The following is a 16047-nucleotide window of genomic DNA, read 5'->3' as shown; positions in this document are numbered from 1 at the left end:
CCGTGACGCTGGGCGAGCGCTGAGTTGTGCTGACCCGGCCGCGCGCCGGAACGCCGATGCTCGTGCCGGCGCCCTACCGGGCCGGCGGCGACCCGTGCGGCGCGGGCGACTGCTTCGCCGCCACGACCGCCGCCGCGCTGGCCGACGGGCTGCTTCCGGAGGAGGCGCTGCAACGCGCCGTCACCGAGGCCGCCGCCTTCGTCGCCGCGGGCGGTGCGGGCAACCCGGAGCTGTGGGAGAGCGAGCCGGCCGAGTGCGCGGCGGACGATCCCACGACCGACGCGTTCGCGCTGGCCGAGCGGGTCCGCGCCCGGGGCGGGACCGTCGTCGCCACCGGCGGCTGCTTCGACCTGGTGCACGCCGGGCACGTCGGGCTGCTGGAGAGCGCCCGGCGCATCGGCGACTGCCTCATCGTGTGCCTGAACTCCGACGCGTCCGTGGCCCGGCGCAAGGGCCCGGGCCGGCCGCTCAACCCGGCGGCCGACCGGGCCCGGGTGCTGGCCGCGCTCGGCAGTGTCGACGCCGTCGTGGTCTTCGACGAGGACACCCCCGAGGCGGTGCTGGCCCGGCTGCGGCCCGACGTGTGGGTCAAGGGCGGGGACTACTCCGTCCAGGACCTGCCCGAGGCGCGGGTACTGCGCGGCTGGGGCGGGCAGGCGGTCGTCCTGCCGTACCTCGACGGACGCTCCACGACACTGCTGACGCGCAGGGCGGCGAAGGCGGTGGCCGGAGCGCTGAAGTCGTCCTAGGGTCTTGACAGACCCTGGGCCCTGCGGGGCCACGGTGGTGCTCAGGCAGCCGTCCCCAGGGCCGCCTTCTCCGGCATGTCGTCGCCGCCCCCGCGCAGGACCACCGGCGTCACCGTCCGCCGCTCCCGCAGCAGGTACCCCGCCCCGATCGACCCGGCGACGACCAGCCCGCCGGTGACCAGCGCGCCCCGCGCGCCGGCCAGCTCCGTCAGCAGACCCAGCGCGGGCGGTCCACCCAGGCTCCACACCGTGCCGACGCTGCCCCAGACACCGAGCACCCGGCCCCGCAGGTGCGCGGGCGGGTCGGTCTGCAGGACGGCGGTGCCGGCGGTGTCGGAGACGGACTCCACCACGGCCATCGGCAGCACCAGCACCAGCAGGACGGCCAGTGACGGCGACATGCCCGCCACCACCTGCAGCAGCGCCCCGGTGGCGGCCAGCGCGCCCACCAGCCGCACGGACGGGCGGCGCAGCCGGGCCCCGAGCACCGCGCCGAGGATGCCGCCGGCCGCGAGCACCGTCGACACCGTGCCGAACGCCCCCGCGCCGCCCGCGAGCGGCCCGGTGACGAGCACGGCCAGGGTGAGCCCGTAGTTCCGGCCGAAGACCGCGCTGACCCCGGTCACTCCGGCGAGCGCGAGCAGCCGCGGGCGCCGCACGAAGAACGCCAGCCCCTCACGGACGGTCATGCCGGGAGGGTGGTCCCGCCGCTTCGCCGGGCTCCCCGCGGCCTCCCGCACCGCCCCGGACGCCGGACGCAGGAACGGGATCACCGACGCCACGAACAGGAACGACAGCCCGTTGGCGACGTACGCGGCGGACGTGCCGAGGAACCCGACCGTGACACCGGCGAGGGCGGCACCCACCAGCCGTCCCCCCTGGTGCACCAGCGCCCCGACCCCGATCGCCGAGGGCACGTCCTCGACGGGCACCAGGTCGTTGCCCAGCAGGGCACAGGCCGGTCCGTCGACGGTGGCGACCACACCGGTCACGGCGGCCAGCACCAGCAGGGACGTCATGTCGAGCCGGTCCAGCGCCACCAGGACGGCCGTGGTGCACGCGATCGCGCCGAGCAGGGCCTGGCTGACGGCGGCCGTGAGCCGCCGCGGCCACCGGTCGACGGCCGCGCCGCCCAGCACGCTGATGACCAGCGCCGGAGCGGCCTGCACGGACATGGACAGCCCCGTGGCGGCGGCGGACCCGGTGATCTGCAGGACCAGCAGGTTCTGCACCGTCAGCTGCATCCACGTACCGGCGTTCGAGACGAAGTTCGCCAGGGACCACCAGCGCATGCTGCGGTGCCGCAGCGACCGCCAGGGCGAGCGCGAGGCGGGGTGGACGGGCGCGGAGCCGGGCTCGGGCGCGGGGAAGGGCGGGGCGGGGGCAGGCGAGGAAGACACAGTGCGCTATTCGAGGACGAGTCGGACGACTCAGCGGGAGGTGCGACGGGAGCGGGAAGCACCGGCTGCGCTGCGCGGCGGCTCCTCGTCGCGGGGAGGCGCGGACCATCGTGGCAGAAGCGATCGCCCGCCCGGTGACGCTCCGCCGCGCCCGCGACCCCGTACGGGCCCGAACCACCCACCTCTCCGGGGTACTTGCTGCGGTGAGTGTGGTTGATCACAGGAGCGGCGGAACCGCGCGGGATGCGGGTGAACGCGCCGGAACGGGGCACCGGGAAGGGGCACAAGGGAGGGCATGGGAAAGGGGCCCGTCGCCGTGGCGACGGGCCCCTTGCCTCGGCCGCGGTGCCGGCCGGCCTCAGTCCTGCTTCTTGCCGCGGCCGGTCAGCGCGTCCCGCATCCGGTCGACCATCCCGGCGCCCGGGCCCAGCAGCTTGTTCATCGGCGGCTTGTCCGGGGCGGACGGGTGCGGCCGGGTCGGCGCCGTCTTCTTCGCCTGCCGGACCTTGTCGCCCAGCTCGTTGAGCGCGTCCATCGGACAGGCCTGGCGCAGGCTGGGGAAGAGGTTCTCCTCCTCGTCCGCGACATGCATGCGGATCTCGTTCATCAGCATGCCGATCAGCCGGTCGAAGTCCGGGTCGCCCGCGTCGCAGCCCTCCAGGTCCTTCATGATCTGCTCGGCCTTGGCGTGGTCCTCGAGCTCCTTGTCGGCGATGGCGTCGCCGTTGGGCACGTGCTCCCGGACGGCCGGATAGAGGTACTGCTCCTCGGCCACCGAGTGCCGTACGAGTTCGATCGTGGCCTGGTCGGCGTACAGCTTGCGGTCCTGGTGACCGGGCGGCAGCCCCTCGATCTTCCCGAAGAGCTCCTCGACTTCCCGGTGATCGGTCACCAGTTCGTCGATGACGTTTCCTCCGTGTCCCATGTCCTTACCTCCAGCAGGTCGTAGGGGTTCCGGACCGGATCCACCACGCCCCCCGGGTCCCCCGGTCCCCAGGGGGCTAACGCGGGCTCGCGCGCCGGCCGGTCAGACGGGGAGCTTCGCCCTGATCCGTCCGGCGGTCCCGGCCGGGCCGGCCGTCGCGCGCACCGAGCGGCGCAGCAGGCCGGCCTCACGGCGCAGGTCGCGCGTGGCGTGCCGGCCGCGCCACAGCAGCGAGGGGGCGGCGCCGGTGTCGTCGGCTGCGATCAGCAGGCCGCCGAGCATGGCGAGGTTCTTGAGGAAGTGGATGCGCTGCGCACCGCGTTCCGAGGGGTCCTCCGCCTCCCAGAAGCGGTGGGCCGCCAGCGTGGTCGGCACGAGCGTGCCCGCGAGGGCGAGCGCGGCCGGGCGCGGCATCCGGCCGGTGGCCAGCATCAGCCCCGCCGCGACCTGCACCGCGCCGTTGAGCCGCACCACCTGCTCGGTGCGGTCCGGCAGCGCCTGGACGCGTTCCTGCACCGGTTCCACGACGGGCTCGGCGACCGGGGCGAGCTCCTTGGGCTTGCGGACCGCCTCCATGCCGCCCGCGATGAACATCGAGGCCAGCAGGGGACGGCCGAGCACGCGCAACACACTCATGGGCCCTCTCCACAATGTCGGTGGCAACAGCGGTCGCCGGGTTCCCCGCCCGGCCGCGGGACAATCGGCCGAACGGCGCCCGGCGGGCCGTCACCCCGGCCGGGAGGTCTCCTGTACGGGCCGTACGTCGAAACCGCCGTGCCCGTCGAAGCGGACGCTGAACACGGCGTCGAAGCCGTCGGCGGGGGAGGGGCGGCGCAGCCGGGCGTGCGTGGCACGGACGCCGACGTCGGGCACGCGGGCCCGGCCGGTGCGCGCGGCGTTGCGCAGCAGCGAGCCGGCCAGGTCCGGCGGGAACCAGTACGCGGTGACGGTGGCGCCGTGGGCGTGCCCGGCGGCCACCAGGGGGCGCCACTCCTCGGGGGAGGGGTTGGTGTTGTCGACGGCCACCGGCTGCCCGGCCGCCAGCGCCTGCTCGATCAGCCGCATCTGCCGCTGCTGCTTGTGGCGGGCCCCGCGCGCAAAGGCGTCCTTGCTCACCAGGGCGTAACGGTCCTTCAGCCGCTGGGCGTAGAACGCGGACTTGCCCGACGCCTGGAGCCCGACGAGTACGGCGAGGTCGAGCACCGCGCTCAGTCCCCGGCGGACCGCTGGGTCCGGGTCCAGGCGTACTGCAGCCAGTCGGCCACCGTCACCGCGCTCAGCCCGGCGCACACCAGCCGGGCGGCCCTCGGCGCACAGGCGTAGGTGACGGTCAGCGCGCCCGCCACCCAGGCCGACGCGCAGAACGGGCAGGTCACCAGGTCACCGACGGCCCGCCGGAACTCCCCGCCGCGCGGCGTGTCACCGACCTCGCTGCCCTCGCCCTCCTCGGCGCGGCGCGTGAACGGCGCGCGCAGGAAGCTGGTCACCTTGTCCCGGGCCAGCAGCCGGGACCCCTTGAACGCGGCCGTCCCCAGCAGCGCGAGGTCCCAGGGGGGCACCCGGTCGGGCAGCCGCAGCCCACGCCGCCGCGCCGTCACGGCGAACAGCGCGATGCCCGCCGCGAACGTCCCGGTGAGCGCGGCATAACCCTTCAGGGGCACCTCGCCCTGGTCGTCGTATCCGGAGAATCCGGAGAATCCGGAGTCCGCCACGTCCTCGGTGTGTGCGCTGTACGCGGCAGCCGGCTGCGCCATGGCACCTCCTGGCTCGATACTCATCTGGCCCGGCGCGGCCCCGAGTGCCCGGGGCGCCCGGCACCACACCCGTCAGCGCCCCGCCGGATCCGTCTCCCCGCGCCGCGCCCAGGCCTGCTCCCGCAGCTCCGGGCAGAGCAGGACGTCCGCCGCGGTGCACGCCAGGGCCTCGGTCGCGGCGAGCAGCACCTCGCGGGCCCGGTCGGAGGCGGCGGCCGCGGCGAACTCGGGGGTGTGGTCCGAGCCGTCCGCGTCCATGATCGCGACGAAGGGGTGGATGGCGGGCAGCCGCGCGCTGACGTTGCCGATGTCGGACGACCCGAGGAACACGCCCGGCTCGGGCGGGGTCAGGGCGATGCCCGCCCGGGCCAGGTGACGGGCGAACCGTTCGGAGAGCACCTCGCTGTCGCGGAAGTGCTCGTAGCGCACCGTGGCGCGCTCCACCTGGGTGGTGGTGCCCGTGGCCCGGGCGACCCCCTCGGCGCAGCCGCGCAGCTGCTCCGTCAGCTCCTCCAGCGCCCCGGTGGTGGCCGCGCGCAGCCCGAACAGGCCCTCGGCGTACTCCGGGACGATGTTGGTGGCCGTACCGCCGTGCGTGACGATGCCCTGCACGTGCGAGGCCTGCGGCAGACGGCGCCCCAGCACCGCCAGGACGTTGAACAGCTCCACCAGCGCCGCCAGCGCGTCGATCCCCTCCGTCGGACTGCCGGTGGGGTGCGCGGCCCGGCCGTGGAACGCCACCCGGTACTGCACCTGCGCGGTCAGCGGCGCCCGCGCCCAGCTGTACACCCCCGGGTGGAACATCAGCGCGGCGTCCACCCCGTCGAACAGCCCGGCCTCGACCTGCAGCGCCTTGCCGCCGCCGCCCTCCTCGGCGGGGGTGCCCACCGCCAGCACGCTCCCGGCGGTCCCCTCCGGCAGGGCGGCCCGCACCGCCAGCGCCGCGCCGAGACCGGCCGCCGCGATGAGGTTGTGCCCGCAGGCGTGCCCGAGCCCGGGCAGCGCGTCGTACTCCAGCAGCAGGGCCACGGCGGGCCGGCCGCGGCCCGAGCGGGCGGCGAACGCGGTGGGCAGCCCGGCCGCCTCGCGCTCCACCGCGAAACCGGCCCGCTCCAGCTCGCCCGAGAGCAGGGCCGCCGCCCGGTGCTCGGCGAAGGCGTACTCGGGGTCGCCGTGCAGCCGCAGGGCGACCTCCCACAGCGCGTCGGCCCGGGCGGACACCTCCTTGCGGACGGCCTGATGGACGTCGTCGAGCCTGCGGACCACGGGCCGCCTCCTGGGTGCCGGTGTCGCGCGCCGGGCGGGCGCCTGCCCTGGTACGGGTTTCACCGGCGGGTGCCGTGACACCTGCGGGGTTTCGGCCGGCGTCCCGGTGCAATACGAACGGTGTGCCCGCGTGCACGGACCGGGCCGGTTGGGAGGAACGATGGACCACTCGCGCGTGCCGGTGCTGGAGGCGCTCGAGGAGTTCCGGCGTCGAGGCGACGTCGCCTTCGGGCCGCCGGGCCACAAGCAGGGCCGCGGCGTGGACCCGCGTGTGGCCGAGATCGTGGGCCTGGACGTGTTCCGCTCCGACGTGCTCTCCCTCAACGGGCTGGACGACCGCCGCCAGTCGCAGGGCGTCATCAGCGAGGCGCAGGAGCTGATGGCGGACGCGGTCGGCGCCGACCAGGCGTTCTTCTCGACCTGCGGCAGCTCCCTGTCGGTCAAGACCGCCATGCTCGCGGCGGCCGGACCCGGCGAGAAGCTGCTGCTGTCCCGCAACGCCCACAAGTCCGTCATCGCGGCCGTCGTCGTCAACGGCGTCGAACCGATCTGGGTGCACCCCAAGTTCGACGCCGAACGCCACATCGCCCACCCGCCGGAGCCCGACGACGTACGGCGCCGCCTCCAAGAGCACCCGGACGCCAAGGGCATGCTGCTCATCACGCCCACCGACTGGGGATCCTGCGCGGACATCAGGGGAGTGGCCCGGGCGTGCCACGAGTTCGACGTCCCCCTCATCGTCGACGAGGCCTGGGGAGCCCACCTGCCCTTCCACCCGGGCCTGCCCGCCTGGGGCATGGACGCCGAGGCCGACCTGGTGGTCACCAGCGTCCACAAGATGGGCGGCGCGATCGAGCAGAGTTCCGTCTTCCACCTCCAGTACGACCGGATCTCGCCCGAGGCGCTCAAGCAGCGCGAGGACCTGCTCGGCACGACCAGCGCCTCTACCCTGGTGTTCGCCACGCTCGACGGCTGGCGTCGCCAGATGGTCGAACAGGGCCACGCGTTGCTGGACGCCGCGCTGCGCCGCGCCGAACGGATCCGGTCCGCCGCCGCGGACCTGCCCGGCCTGCGGCCGATGGGCCGGGAGATCGTCGAAGAGGGCCTCGCCGCCGACCTCGACCCCCTCAAGATCGTGATCGATGTACGGGAGCTCGGCATCAGCGGCATGCAGGCCGCCGAGTGGCTGCGCACCCACCGCCACGTGGACGTCGGCGGCTCCGACACCTGCCGCATCAGCGCCTCCATCACGCACGCCGACGACGACACCACCGAACAGGTCCTGCTGGACGCCCTGCGCGCCCTGGTGAAGAACGCCGAGTCCATCGAACAGCGCCCGCCGGTAGACCTGCCCGAGCCCGCCGCGCTCGAACTGGAACAGGCCATGCTGCCCCGCGACGCGTTCTTCGCCCCGGTCGAACACGTGCCCGCCGAGCGGGCGGCGGGACGCATCTCCGCGGAGATGATCAGCCCCTACCCGCCCGGTGTCCCGGCGGTGGCCCCCGGCGAGGTGATCACGAAGGAGATCCTCGACTACCTGCGCAGCGGCGTCGAACACGGCGTCCTGATCCCGGACGCGGCCGACTCCTCGGTGCGCACGCTGCGGGTGGTGGCCCGGCGCTGAGGAGCCGCCGCGGCGGCGCACGGATGTCGCCGACGGGGTCGTCGTCCCGGGGGCAGGCGATACGGCGCGCCTGGCGCCGCGCGGGCCGCGCCGGGGTCCTTGGGGCGGCCGAGTGTGTCGCCGGTGCCGTAGGCGTGGTCGGGGCGGCGACGCGCTCACGCAGGGCGGCCGGGTCGCGCACGTGTCGCTGCGCGCGACGCGGTGCGCCTGGGGCAGCCGAGCCCGTCGGGTCGGCGCCCGGTGACGCACGAGGGACCGTGCACGACGCATCCGTACGAAGTCGCCGACGAGGCCGTCGCCCGCGTGGACGACGCGGCGCGCGCACTCGGCGCCCGTGCGCGCGTCGGGCTCCCGGTCGCCGAGCGTGTCGTGCCCGGCGACGTGCTGTGCGTCTGGCCCGGACGGCGGCGACGCGCTCGCGCAGGGCGGCTGAGCGGGGCCGCCGCCGAGGCGCGGGGCGCCCTCGGTGGGCAACCGTACGGTCCCGGCTCCCGGGACACGACCGGCTCCCCGGTGCGCGCGGCACCGGGGAGCCGGCGGTACGGGATCGCGCCGCGGTCAGTCGGCGAGGTCCGGCTTGCCGAACAGCACCGCGTACCCGGTGGGCAGCTGGCTGATGAGCTGGTTCAGCTCGCCGGGGGAGACGTTCTCGGCCAGCGTCGTCAGCACCGCGCCGGCGTCCCACTGCGCCGTGCGCTCACGGGCCCCGGTGCGCTCGGCCACGCGCCGGCAGAACTCCTCCACCCCGTAGCTCTCGGGCTGTTCGCTCGCCGCCGCCGTCAGCTTCGCGTCCAGCGGCGCCGGGAGCTGGGCGGCCAGGTCCTTCGTCTCGGCGGACGTGATGCGCCCGGCCAGGACCTCCAGCACCGCTTCGGCGACCTTCGCCGCCTCCTCCTGGTCCGCGTACTCACCGCGGTCCCTGACCTTCGCGAGGAACTCGTCGTACCGCATGAGGAACGCACCTTTCGTGAGAACGGTTCGTGACTCTCCGCCCGGGTGCCCGACCGCACCGTGCCGACACCCCGTCAGCCCGCTCCCGGGCTGCCGCCCAAGCAGGCAGACAGCGTGAAGACCGGCAGGCGTTACGGGGGTTCACACAACAGGCCGTACCGGGCCCGCTGTCCGTCCACAGGAGAGAGCCGCCGGCGCGTGCCGGCGGCTCTCGGGTGAGGGGGGTGAGGCTGTCAGTCCGCGGTTGTCGCCGATGCCGTGCCGGTCGTCACCCGTTCGCGGACCGGCAGGTGGTAGACGTGGAAGGCCCGGCCGATGACCGGCTGGGCGACGTTGCGCACCTTCACGCCGCCGCTCGTCATCCCGTGCTCCGAGCCGGCGTGGGCGTGCCCGTGCACCGCGAGGTCGGCCCCGGCCGTGTCGATCGCCTCCGCCAGCAGATAACTGCCCAGGAACGGATAGATCTCCAGCGGCTCCCCGGCCAGCGTCTCGGGAACGGGGGAGTAGTGCGTCAGGGCGATCCGTACGTCACAGCCCTGCGTCCCCAACTGCTCCAGCGCGGCCCGCAGCCCGTCGGCACAGTGCCGCGAGTGCCGGACGAACTCCTTCATCACCGGCTCGCCGAACTCCCCGGCGCAGCGGCCGACGAAGCCGCCCCCGAACCCCTTGGTGCCGGCCACACCGATCCGCCTGCCCCCGCTCTCCACGACCGTGCCCTGCCCCTCCAGGACCCGCGCGCCCGCGTCCTCGAGGAGGGCGGTGACCTCGTCCGGCCGGTCGTCGTGGTGATCGTGGTTGCCGAGCACCGCGACCACCGGGACCCCGAGGCCCTCGATCTCCCGGGCCACCACCCGGGCCTCCTCCACCGTGCCGTGCCGGGTGAGGTCCCCGGCCAGCAGCAGGATGTCCGCGCACTCGGGCAGGGTCTCGAACGCGGGACGGAGCACGCCCTGGGTCTCCGGGCTCAGGTGGATGTCTCCGACGGCGGCGATCCGGATCATGCGAGTTCCTCCGCGTGGTCGGGTGTGGACGTGTCGGTGACCACGATGTCGCAGTGCACCGGGTGCCCGGCCAGCTCGTCGCGGGCCAGCCGCAGCACCTCGTCGCGGCAGGTCGCCGAGGGCACGGTGCCGGTGAGCAGCACCGCGTCGCCGCGCACCTCGGCCCGCACGCCGAGCTCACCGAGGTCCCCGCTCGCGAGGTGCTCCTGGAGGTGGGCGACACGGTAGTCCAAGCTCTGCACCACCGGGTCGCCGCCCGCCGGCTGTGCGCCGTGGTTGCTCATGGGTGCTCCTTGTGCGGGTCCTTGTCCGGGCCCTGCTCCGGATCCTGCTCCGGATCCTTCTGCGGGGCGATGACGTTGAGGCGTTCCAGCAGGAAGAGGAAGGCGGCCGGCATGGGCGCGTCCCCGCTCTCGCGCCGTACCAGCTCCCAGTCGACCTTCTCCCGCAGGGCGCGCGCGATGGGCAGCACCGCGCCGAAGTCGCAGTGGTGCTCGGAGAAGGCGGCCAGCAGACTCCACAGCAGGTCGGTCGGGGCCAGTACGGGCATGCGCACCGACTCCACCGACAGCTCCTCGGCGCGCTCCAGCATCCCGGTGGTGACCGGCCGGTGCGCCAGCTCGAAGATGATGTCGACGGGCTGCCCGAAACAGGTCGCCTTGATCAGCCAGTCCTCCGGGGGCGCGTACACCGTCAGCCCCGCCCCGCGCAGGGTGGCGGCGACCGCGTCGGCGTCCTCCGGCCGGATGCAGAAGTCGACGTCGTGCTGGAGGTTCTTCTCGCCGCCGTGGGCGTAGGCGGCCACGCTCCCGGCCAGCGCGAACAGATGACCGTCGCGCTTGAGGAGGGCGCCGACCTGCTTGGCCGCTTCCAGAATCGCCTGGTTGCGGTCCCGGGGCAGGAACCGCTCGGCCTCCTCGGGCCGTGACTCCGGCCCCGGTGTGTCACCGGGTGTCTCCGTGGCCAGGCGGAGGTCGGGGATCCCCGGGCGCCGGACCGGCGCCGCCTCCTCGCCGTTCTGCGTCATGACCACTCCATTCGCTGACCGAAGGTGCTCTGCCTGGTGTGTGCCGGGCCGGTGACGGCCTGTGTGCGACCACTGAGTACCCGGCGCCCCCGCTCCGACACGGGGCGATCCGGCCCCGAGCGCACGGCCGGCCCCGGCTCGGTGAAGGTGATCACAATCGCGGGTGAGACGCGGTGAGAGCGGGTGAGACGCGGTGAGAGGGGTACCCCGGAGCGGCCCCGTGGGTGGCGGACCGCCGGCGAGCGCGCGGGCGGTCAAAGGCCGAATATGGGGCAAAAAGCTGGGAAACTGATTAAAGCCCCTAGGTGACGCGCTCGCGGAGGTCGACATGAACCAGGTCAAGGAACAGACGTCCGATCTTCCCCAGCCGCTGCGAGCCGTCGCCTCCGGCCTGCGCCACCTGCCCGGAGCCCAGCAGGTCGGCAAGGTGGCCGGCGGGACCCTCGACCGTATCGGCGCCGTCTCGCCGCGCGGCCGCCGGATGGCCGTCTACGCCGGGGCGGGCGTGCTCGGCGTGGCCGGCGTCGTGGAGTGGCCGGTGGCGCTGACCGGCGCGGCCGTCGCCTGGCTCACCCAGCCCCGGCCCGAACAGCGGACGGGGCAGGACACGGCGGACGGCGGCGAGGGCACCGCCGACGCCGGGCAGGACAGCGCACCCGCCGCAGCGGCCGGCGGTACGGGAGAGGGAGAGGGCCCGGGCGCCGCGCGGTCCACGCGCTACGGCGCCGGGGACCGGCTGGAGTCCGCCCACTTCCGCCGCAACCGGCCCGAACACCACGTGCACGACGAGCCCGCCAAGGTCGGCGACACCGCGACGGCGTCCGCCCTGAAGCAGGTCGCCGAGGCCACGCACCACGGCCCCGCCACCGAACACCACGGCACCCACACCGAGCCCCCGGGCCGCGAGACGGCCGGGCGGCACGCAGACACCAACGGCCGCGCCACCGGCGACCACCGGTAACCGGCCGAGTCGGGACAACAGGAGATGCTCACACGCTTCGACGTGGCCCCGCTCGCCGGGGCCGTGGCAGGGGCGGCGGCAGGCGCCGCCCGCACCACCGCCCAGGGAGTGACGTCCGCCTACGACACCACGCGCCGGGTCCGCAACGTCGCCCGCAACACCCTGGGCGGCGGCACCCGGTGGCGGGCCGGGCACCGCGTCCACCTGGCGCTGCACCGCCCCGGCGGCGACGTCGCCGCCCTGGCCCGCAAGGTGGCCGCCGAACTCGTCGACCATCCGGACGTGCTGGCGGCCTACTGGGACGAGGGACTGGCCCGCCTGGTCGTGACCGCCGTCGAGGAGGCCGCCACCGACCGCGTCGCCGAGCGGGCCGGCGAGCTCGCCACCCGTCTGGGCCTGGCCGAGGGCGCCGAACCGGAGGCCGAGGAGGAAGCCGCCCACCCGGGCGACCCCCGTGAGGTCCGCGTCGCCGCGGCGGGACTGCTGCTGGACGCCGCCGGCACGGCCGGTGCGCTGGCGGGCCGGTCGCTGCGCCTGCCGCCCTCTCCGCGCATGGTCACCGCGGCGGTGACCCTGCTGCGCGAGAACCCCCGCTTCCGCGCACTGCTCAGGCACCGCTTCGGCCGGACCGGCCGGGAACTGATCCTGGCCGCCGCCAACGCCGCCGTGCACGGCGCCGGGCAGTCCCCCGTCTCGCTCGTCCTGGACGGCCTGCTGCGCAGCGGCCAGCTGGCCGAGGCGGTGGCCCGCGCCGCCGCCTTCGAGGCGCTGCACGACGACGTCTGCCTCCAGGACCGCGCCAGCCTGCCCTGCCCGCCGAGCACCCGGCCGCCCCTGCGGGTCACCCCCGCCAAGGAGTACGCCGCCAACGCCAGCACCGGCAGCCTCGCGGGCGCCCTCGCCACCCTGCTGATCATGCACGACCCGAACGAGGCGGCCGAAGCCGTCCTGGCCGGGTCCCCCAAGGCCGCCCGCTACGGCCCGGCCGCCTTCAACGCGGCCCTCGGCACCTTCCTCGCCCGCTCCGGCATCCTGGTCCGCAGCTCCGAGCGGCTGCGCCAGCTGGAGATCGCCGACTCCCTCGTCCTGCACGCCGACGCCCTGCGCAGCCGGCGGCCCGACGCGGCGGGCGAGTGCGCCCCCGACGACCCGGCCGACGACCCGGTCGACCCCCTGGCCGAGGCGGTCCTCGACGCGGCCCGCCGCGCCGGGCTGCACGTCGTGATCGCCGGCGGCTCCGACCTGAAGGACATCACCCGGCTGGCCGACGAGGTGGCCCCGCCCCGGCGGCCGTTCGGCGACGTCGTACGCACCCTGCAGAGCGACGGGCGCTGCGTGGTCACCGTCGCCCGCCTGGACGAGACCGGCGGCACGGACGTGGCGGACGGACTGCCCGCCGGGGACGTGGCCATCGCGCTCACCGACGCCCGCTCCGCGGTCGCCTGGGGCGCCGACGCGCTCGCGCCCGGCGGACTGGCCGACGTCTGGCGGCTGCTGACCGCGATCCCGGCGGCCCGCCGGGTCGGCCGCCGCTCCCAGGTGCTGGCCCGCGCCGGTGCCGCCCTGTCGGGGCTCATGGTGGCCGGCGGCAGCCGGCCCCGCACCCCCGCCTGGGTGCCGTTCTCCCGGCACACCCCGGTGAACCTCGCCGCGCTGGGCGCCCTGCTGAAGGGCTGGACCGAGGCCGCCCGGGTGGCCCGGGCCACCCCGCCCCCGCCGCGGCTGCACATCCCCTGGCACGCGCTGGAACCCGACGAGGCACGCGCCAGGCTGCGCCGGACCGTGCGGGACGACGTACCGCACGGCCTCGCCCTGCTGGCCGAGCGGTCCCGGCAGGGTGCCGCACGGCTGGCCCGGCACCCCGTCGTGACCCCCGCCCGCTGGACCTGGCAGGCGGCCGGAGCCGTGCGCCGCGAACTCGACGACCCGCTCACCCCGGTCCTCGCCACCGGAGCCGTCGCCTCCGCGCTGCTCGGCTCGCTCGTGGACGCGCTGCTGGTGGTCGGCGCCATGGACATCAACGCCGTCGCCGGCGGCCTGCAGCGGCTGCGCGCCGAGCAGGCCCTGGCCCGGCTGGCCGCCCGGCAGCAGCCCAAGGCCCGCAAGCACAACGGGCAGCGCCGTACGGTCACCGTCGACGCGGCCCGCCTCAAGCCCGGCGACGAGATCAGCCTCGGCGCGGGCGACGTCGTGCCCGCCGACGCCCGGCTGCTGGAGGTGGACGGACTGGAGGTCGACGAGTCCGCCCTCACCGGCGAGTCCCTGCCCGTGGCCAAGACGGTCGACGCCACCCCCGGCGCGCCGGTCGCGCAGCGCGCCTGCATGGTCTTCGAGGGCACCACCGTCGTCGCCGGCCGGGCCACCGCCCTCGTCGTCGACACCGGAGACCAGACCGAGGCCGGCCGCGCCGTCACGCTCGCCGCCCGCACCCCGCCGCCCGCCGGTGTGCAGGCCCGCCTGCAGGAACTCACCCGCAAGGCGCTGCCGGTCACCTTCACCGGCGGCGCGGCGGTGACCGGACTGTCGCTGCTGCGCGGCAGCCCCATCCGGCGCGCCGTCAGCGGCGGTGTCGCGGTGGCCGTCGCCGCCGTCCCGGAGGGACTGCCGCTCGTCGCGACGGTCGCCCAGATGGCCGCCGCCCGCCGGCTGTCCCGGCGCGGTGTGCTGGTGCGCACCCCCCGCACCCTGGAGGCGCTCGGCCGGGTCGACACCGTCTGCTTCGACAAGACCGGCACCCTCACCGAGAACAAACTGCGCCTGGTCCGCGTCGCCACCGCCGACGGCACCGTCCTCGACCCGGACGCCGGGCAGGCCGTGTCCGTCGTGCGGCTGGCCGCCCGGGCCTGCCCGCAGGAGGAGACGGGCCATGGGCGGCGCGTCGCGCACGCCACCGACGAGGCGGTCCTCGCCGTCGCCCCGCCCGACGAGGCCTGGACCCCCGTCGGCGAGCTGCCCTTCGAGGCCAGCCGGGGCTACGCCGCCGCGGTCGGCCGCGACGACGGCCAGGGGGAGCTGCTGGTGGTCAAGGGCGCACCGGAGACCGTCCTGCCCGCCTGCCGGGACCTGCCCGCCGACGCCGACGACAAGGCGCACGAACTGGCCGGGCAGGGGCTGCGCGTCCTCGCCGTGGCGCGGCGGGCCTGCCGTGCGGACGACGCCGAGACCGAACTCGACGCGGCCCTCGGGGACCTGGAGTTCTGCGGCTTCATCGCCCTGGCGGACGTACCGCGCGACACCTCGCACGCCCTGCTCGCGGAACTGCGCCGCTCCGGCATCCTGCCCGTCATGCTCACCGGCGACCACCCGGAGACCGCCCGCGCCATCGCCCTGCAGCTGGGCTGGCCGGCGGAGACCGAGGTGGTCACCGGGGACGAACTCGTCGCCATGGAGCGCGGCGAGCGCGTACGGGTCCTGCGGGGCGCGGGCGTCGTCGCCCGGGTCGCGCCCGAGCAGAAGCTGCACGTCGTCGAGGCGCTGCAGCAGGCCGGCCGGGTCGTGGCGATGACGGGCGACGGGGCCAACGACGCCGCCGCCATCCGCGCCGCCGACGTCGGTGTCGGCGTCGAGGCCCGCGGCAGCGCCGCCGCCCGCAACGCCGCCGACCTGGTGCTGACCACCGGCGACCTGTCGGTGCTGGTGGACGCGGTCGTCGAGGGCCGGGCACTGTGGCGCAGCGTCGCCGACGCGGTGTCCATCCTCATCGGCGGCAACGCCGGTGAGGTCGGCTTCAGCGTCCTGGGCACCCTGCTGGCCGGCGCCTCGCCGCTGTCCACCCGCCAGCTGCTGCTGGTCAACCTGCTCACCGACATGTTCCCGGCCATGGCGGTGGCGGTGACCCCCAGCGACGACCCGGCGACGGCCGAGCACGCCGCGTCCGGGCCGATGGGCCTGGACGTCCTCGGCGTACCCCTGCTGCGCGCCATCCGCCGCCGGGGCGTGACGACCTGCCTCGGCGCGGTCACGGCGTACCTCTTCGGCCGCTTCACCCCCGGCACCGAGCGCCGCTCGACCACCATGGCGCTGTGCGGTGTGGTCGGCGCCCAGCTGGTGCAGACGCTGTCCGGCCGCCGCCACAGCCCGCTGGTGTGGGCCACGGCCCTGGGCTCCGCGGCCGTCCTGGCGGCCCTGGTCCAGACGCCCGGCGTCAGCCACTTCTTCGGCTGCACCCCGCTCGGGCCCCTCGCCTGGACGGGCGTGGCCCTGGCCATCGCCCTGTCGGCCCTGGCCCCGCGCCTGGAACGCCTGGAGCCGGTACGGAACATGTACGCCAACGCCGCCCAGCTCGCCGTGCGCCTGAACCACCTGGCGGAGCAGGCCCGCCGCACCCTGCACAGCGGCATCGCGCGGCCGGTGGCCTGAGGCCTCCTCGCGCAACCGTGTCCCCCGGGG

13 protein-coding genes and 1 pseudogene are annotated in these 16047 nt (G+C 75.5%); 4 read left to right on the top strand and 10 right to left on the bottom strand.

The annotated features are described in order from the left end of the window. Positions 1-749: pseudogene (gene rfaE2 / locus AB0K80_RS32875) on the top strand (D-glycero-beta-D-manno-heptose 1-phosphate adenylyltransferase); the annotation flags it as partial. A gap of 41 nt (positions 750-790) precedes the next feature. Here the strand turns inward: rfaE2 and AB0K80_RS32870 are convergent. From AB0K80_RS32870 to AB0K80_RS32845, 6 genes are all read right to left on the bottom strand, one after another. Beyond that, positions 791-2149, bottom strand: a complete 1359-nt coding sequence (locus AB0K80_RS32870; protein WP_365676037.1) for an MFS transporter — start codon at positions 2147-2149, stop codon at positions 791-793. Positions 2150-2507: 358 nt separating this feature from the next. Further along, a complete protein-coding gene (locus AB0K80_RS32865) occupies positions 2508-3074 on the bottom strand; it encodes a hemerythrin domain-containing protein (protein WP_365676035.1) in 567 nt (188 codons plus the stop codon). Positions 3075-3176: 102 nt separating this feature from the next. Beyond that, entirely contained in the window at positions 3177-3710 is a 534-nt protein-coding gene (locus AB0K80_RS32860; RefSeq protein WP_365676033.1) for a DoxX family protein, read from the bottom strand. A gap of 90 nt (positions 3711-3800) precedes the next feature. Beyond that, complete coding sequence (locus tag AB0K80_RS32855; RefSeq protein WP_365676031.1) at positions 3801-4277, bottom strand: ATP-binding protein; 477 nt, start codon at positions 4275-4277, stop codon at positions 3801-3803. Between the two features lie 5 nt (positions 4278-4282). After that, entirely contained in the window at positions 4283-4828 is a 546-nt protein-coding gene (locus AB0K80_RS32850; RefSeq protein ID WP_365676029.1) for a DUF1360 domain-containing protein, read from the bottom strand. Between the two features lie 72 nt (positions 4829-4900). Beyond that, positions 4901-6094: an amidohydrolase gene (locus AB0K80_RS32845; RefSeq protein ID WP_365676027.1), complete on the bottom strand. Its 1194-nt coding sequence runs from the start codon at positions 6092-6094 to the stop codon at positions 4901-4903. A gap of 160 nt (positions 6095-6254) precedes the next feature. Here AB0K80_RS32845 and AB0K80_RS32840 point away from each other — a divergent pair, with 160 nt between their 5' ends. After that, positions 6255-7718 (top strand): ornithine decarboxylase, encoded by a 1464-nt coding sequence (locus AB0K80_RS32840; protein ID WP_365676026.1) that lies wholly within the window; start codon positions 6255-6257, stop codon positions 7716-7718. 558 nt (positions 7719-8276) lie between these two features. Here AB0K80_RS32840 and AB0K80_RS32835 read toward each other — a convergent pair. From AB0K80_RS32835 to AB0K80_RS32820, 4 genes are all read right to left on the bottom strand, one after another. Further along, entirely contained in the window at positions 8277-8669 is a 393-nt protein-coding gene (locus AB0K80_RS32835; protein WP_365676024.1) for a DUF2267 domain-containing protein, read from the bottom strand. Between the two features lie 233 nt (positions 8670-8902). Beyond that, a complete protein-coding gene (locus AB0K80_RS32830; protein ID WP_365676022.1) occupies positions 8903-9670 on the bottom strand; it encodes a metallophosphoesterase in 768 nt (255 codons plus the stop codon). After that, a complete protein-coding gene (locus AB0K80_RS32825) occupies positions 9667-9954 on the bottom strand; it encodes a BON domain-containing protein (RefSeq protein ID WP_365676020.1) in 288 nt (95 codons plus the stop codon). The genes AB0K80_RS32830 and AB0K80_RS32825 overlap by 4 nt, the downstream gene beginning before the upstream one ends. After that, positions 9951-10697, bottom strand: a complete 747-nt coding sequence (locus AB0K80_RS32820) for a nucleotidyltransferase family protein (protein WP_365676019.1) — start codon at positions 10695-10697, stop codon at positions 9951-9953. The genes AB0K80_RS32825 and AB0K80_RS32820 overlap by 4 nt, the downstream gene beginning before the upstream one ends. 328 nt (positions 10698-11025) lie before the next feature. On the opposite strand from AB0K80_RS32820, the gene AB0K80_RS32815 reads away from it, so the two are divergent. Then, on the top strand, positions 11026-11658 hold the full coding sequence (locus tag AB0K80_RS32815; RefSeq protein WP_365676017.1) for a hypothetical protein: 633 nt from the start codon (positions 11026-11028) through the stop codon (positions 11656-11658). Positions 11659-11682: 24 nt separating this feature from the next. Beyond that, positions 11683-16017 carry a cation-translocating P-type ATPase gene (locus AB0K80_RS32810; RefSeq protein WP_365676015.1) on the top strand — a complete coding sequence of 1445 codons (4335 nt, stop codon included), beginning with the start codon at positions 11683-11685 and terminating at the stop codon, positions 16015-16017. The last annotated feature ends 30 nt before the right edge of the window (positions 16018-16047 follow it).

Origin of the sequence: Streptomyces sp. NPDC052682, assembly GCF_040678435.1 — a bacterium.
Taxonomy (GTDB): domain Bacteria; phylum Actinomycetota; class Actinomycetes; order Streptomycetales; family Streptomycetaceae; genus Streptomyces.
This window is presented reverse-complemented; position numbering and strand designations above follow the sequence as displayed.

Bases quoted from the DNA above. Each gene is read 5' to 3' on its own strand.
- AB0K80_RS32865 (WP_365676035.1), bottom strand. From the start codon at position 3,074: ATGGGACACGGAGGAAACGTCATCGACGAACTGGTGACCGATCACCGG.
- AB0K80_RS32860 (WP_365676033.1), bottom strand. From the start codon at position 3,710: ATGAGTGTGTTGCGCGTGCTCGGCCGTCCCCTGCTGGCCTCGATGTTC.
- AB0K80_RS32835 (WP_365676024.1), bottom strand. From the start codon at position 8,669: ATGCGGTACGACGAGTTCCTCGCGAAGGTCAGGGACCGCGGTGAGTAC.
- AB0K80_RS32820 (WP_365676019.1), bottom strand. From the start codon at position 10,697: ATGACGCAGAACGGCGAGGAGGCGGCGCCGGTCCGGCGCCCGGGGATC.
- AB0K80_RS32810 (WP_365676015.1), top strand. From the start codon at position 11,683: ATGCTCACACGCTTCGACGTGGCCCCGCTCGCCGGGGCCGTGGCAGGG.
- AB0K80_RS32830 (WP_365676022.1), bottom strand. From the start codon at position 9,670: ATGATCCGGATCGCCGCCGTCGGAGACATCCACCTGAGCCCGGAGACC.
- AB0K80_RS32815 (WP_365676017.1), top strand. From the start codon at position 11,026: ATGAACCAGGTCAAGGAACAGACGTCCGATCTTCCCCAGCCGCTGCGA.
- AB0K80_RS32840 (WP_365676026.1), top strand. From the start codon at position 6,255: ATGGACCACTCGCGCGTGCCGGTGCTGGAGGCGCTCGAGGAGTTCCGG.
- AB0K80_RS32850 (WP_365676029.1), bottom strand. From the start codon at position 4,828: ATGGCGCAGCCGGCTGCCGCGTACAGCGCACACACCGAGGACGTGGCG.
- AB0K80_RS32825 (WP_365676020.1), bottom strand. From the start codon at position 9,954: ATGAGCAACCACGGCGCACAGCCGGCGGGCGGCGACCCGGTGGTGCAG.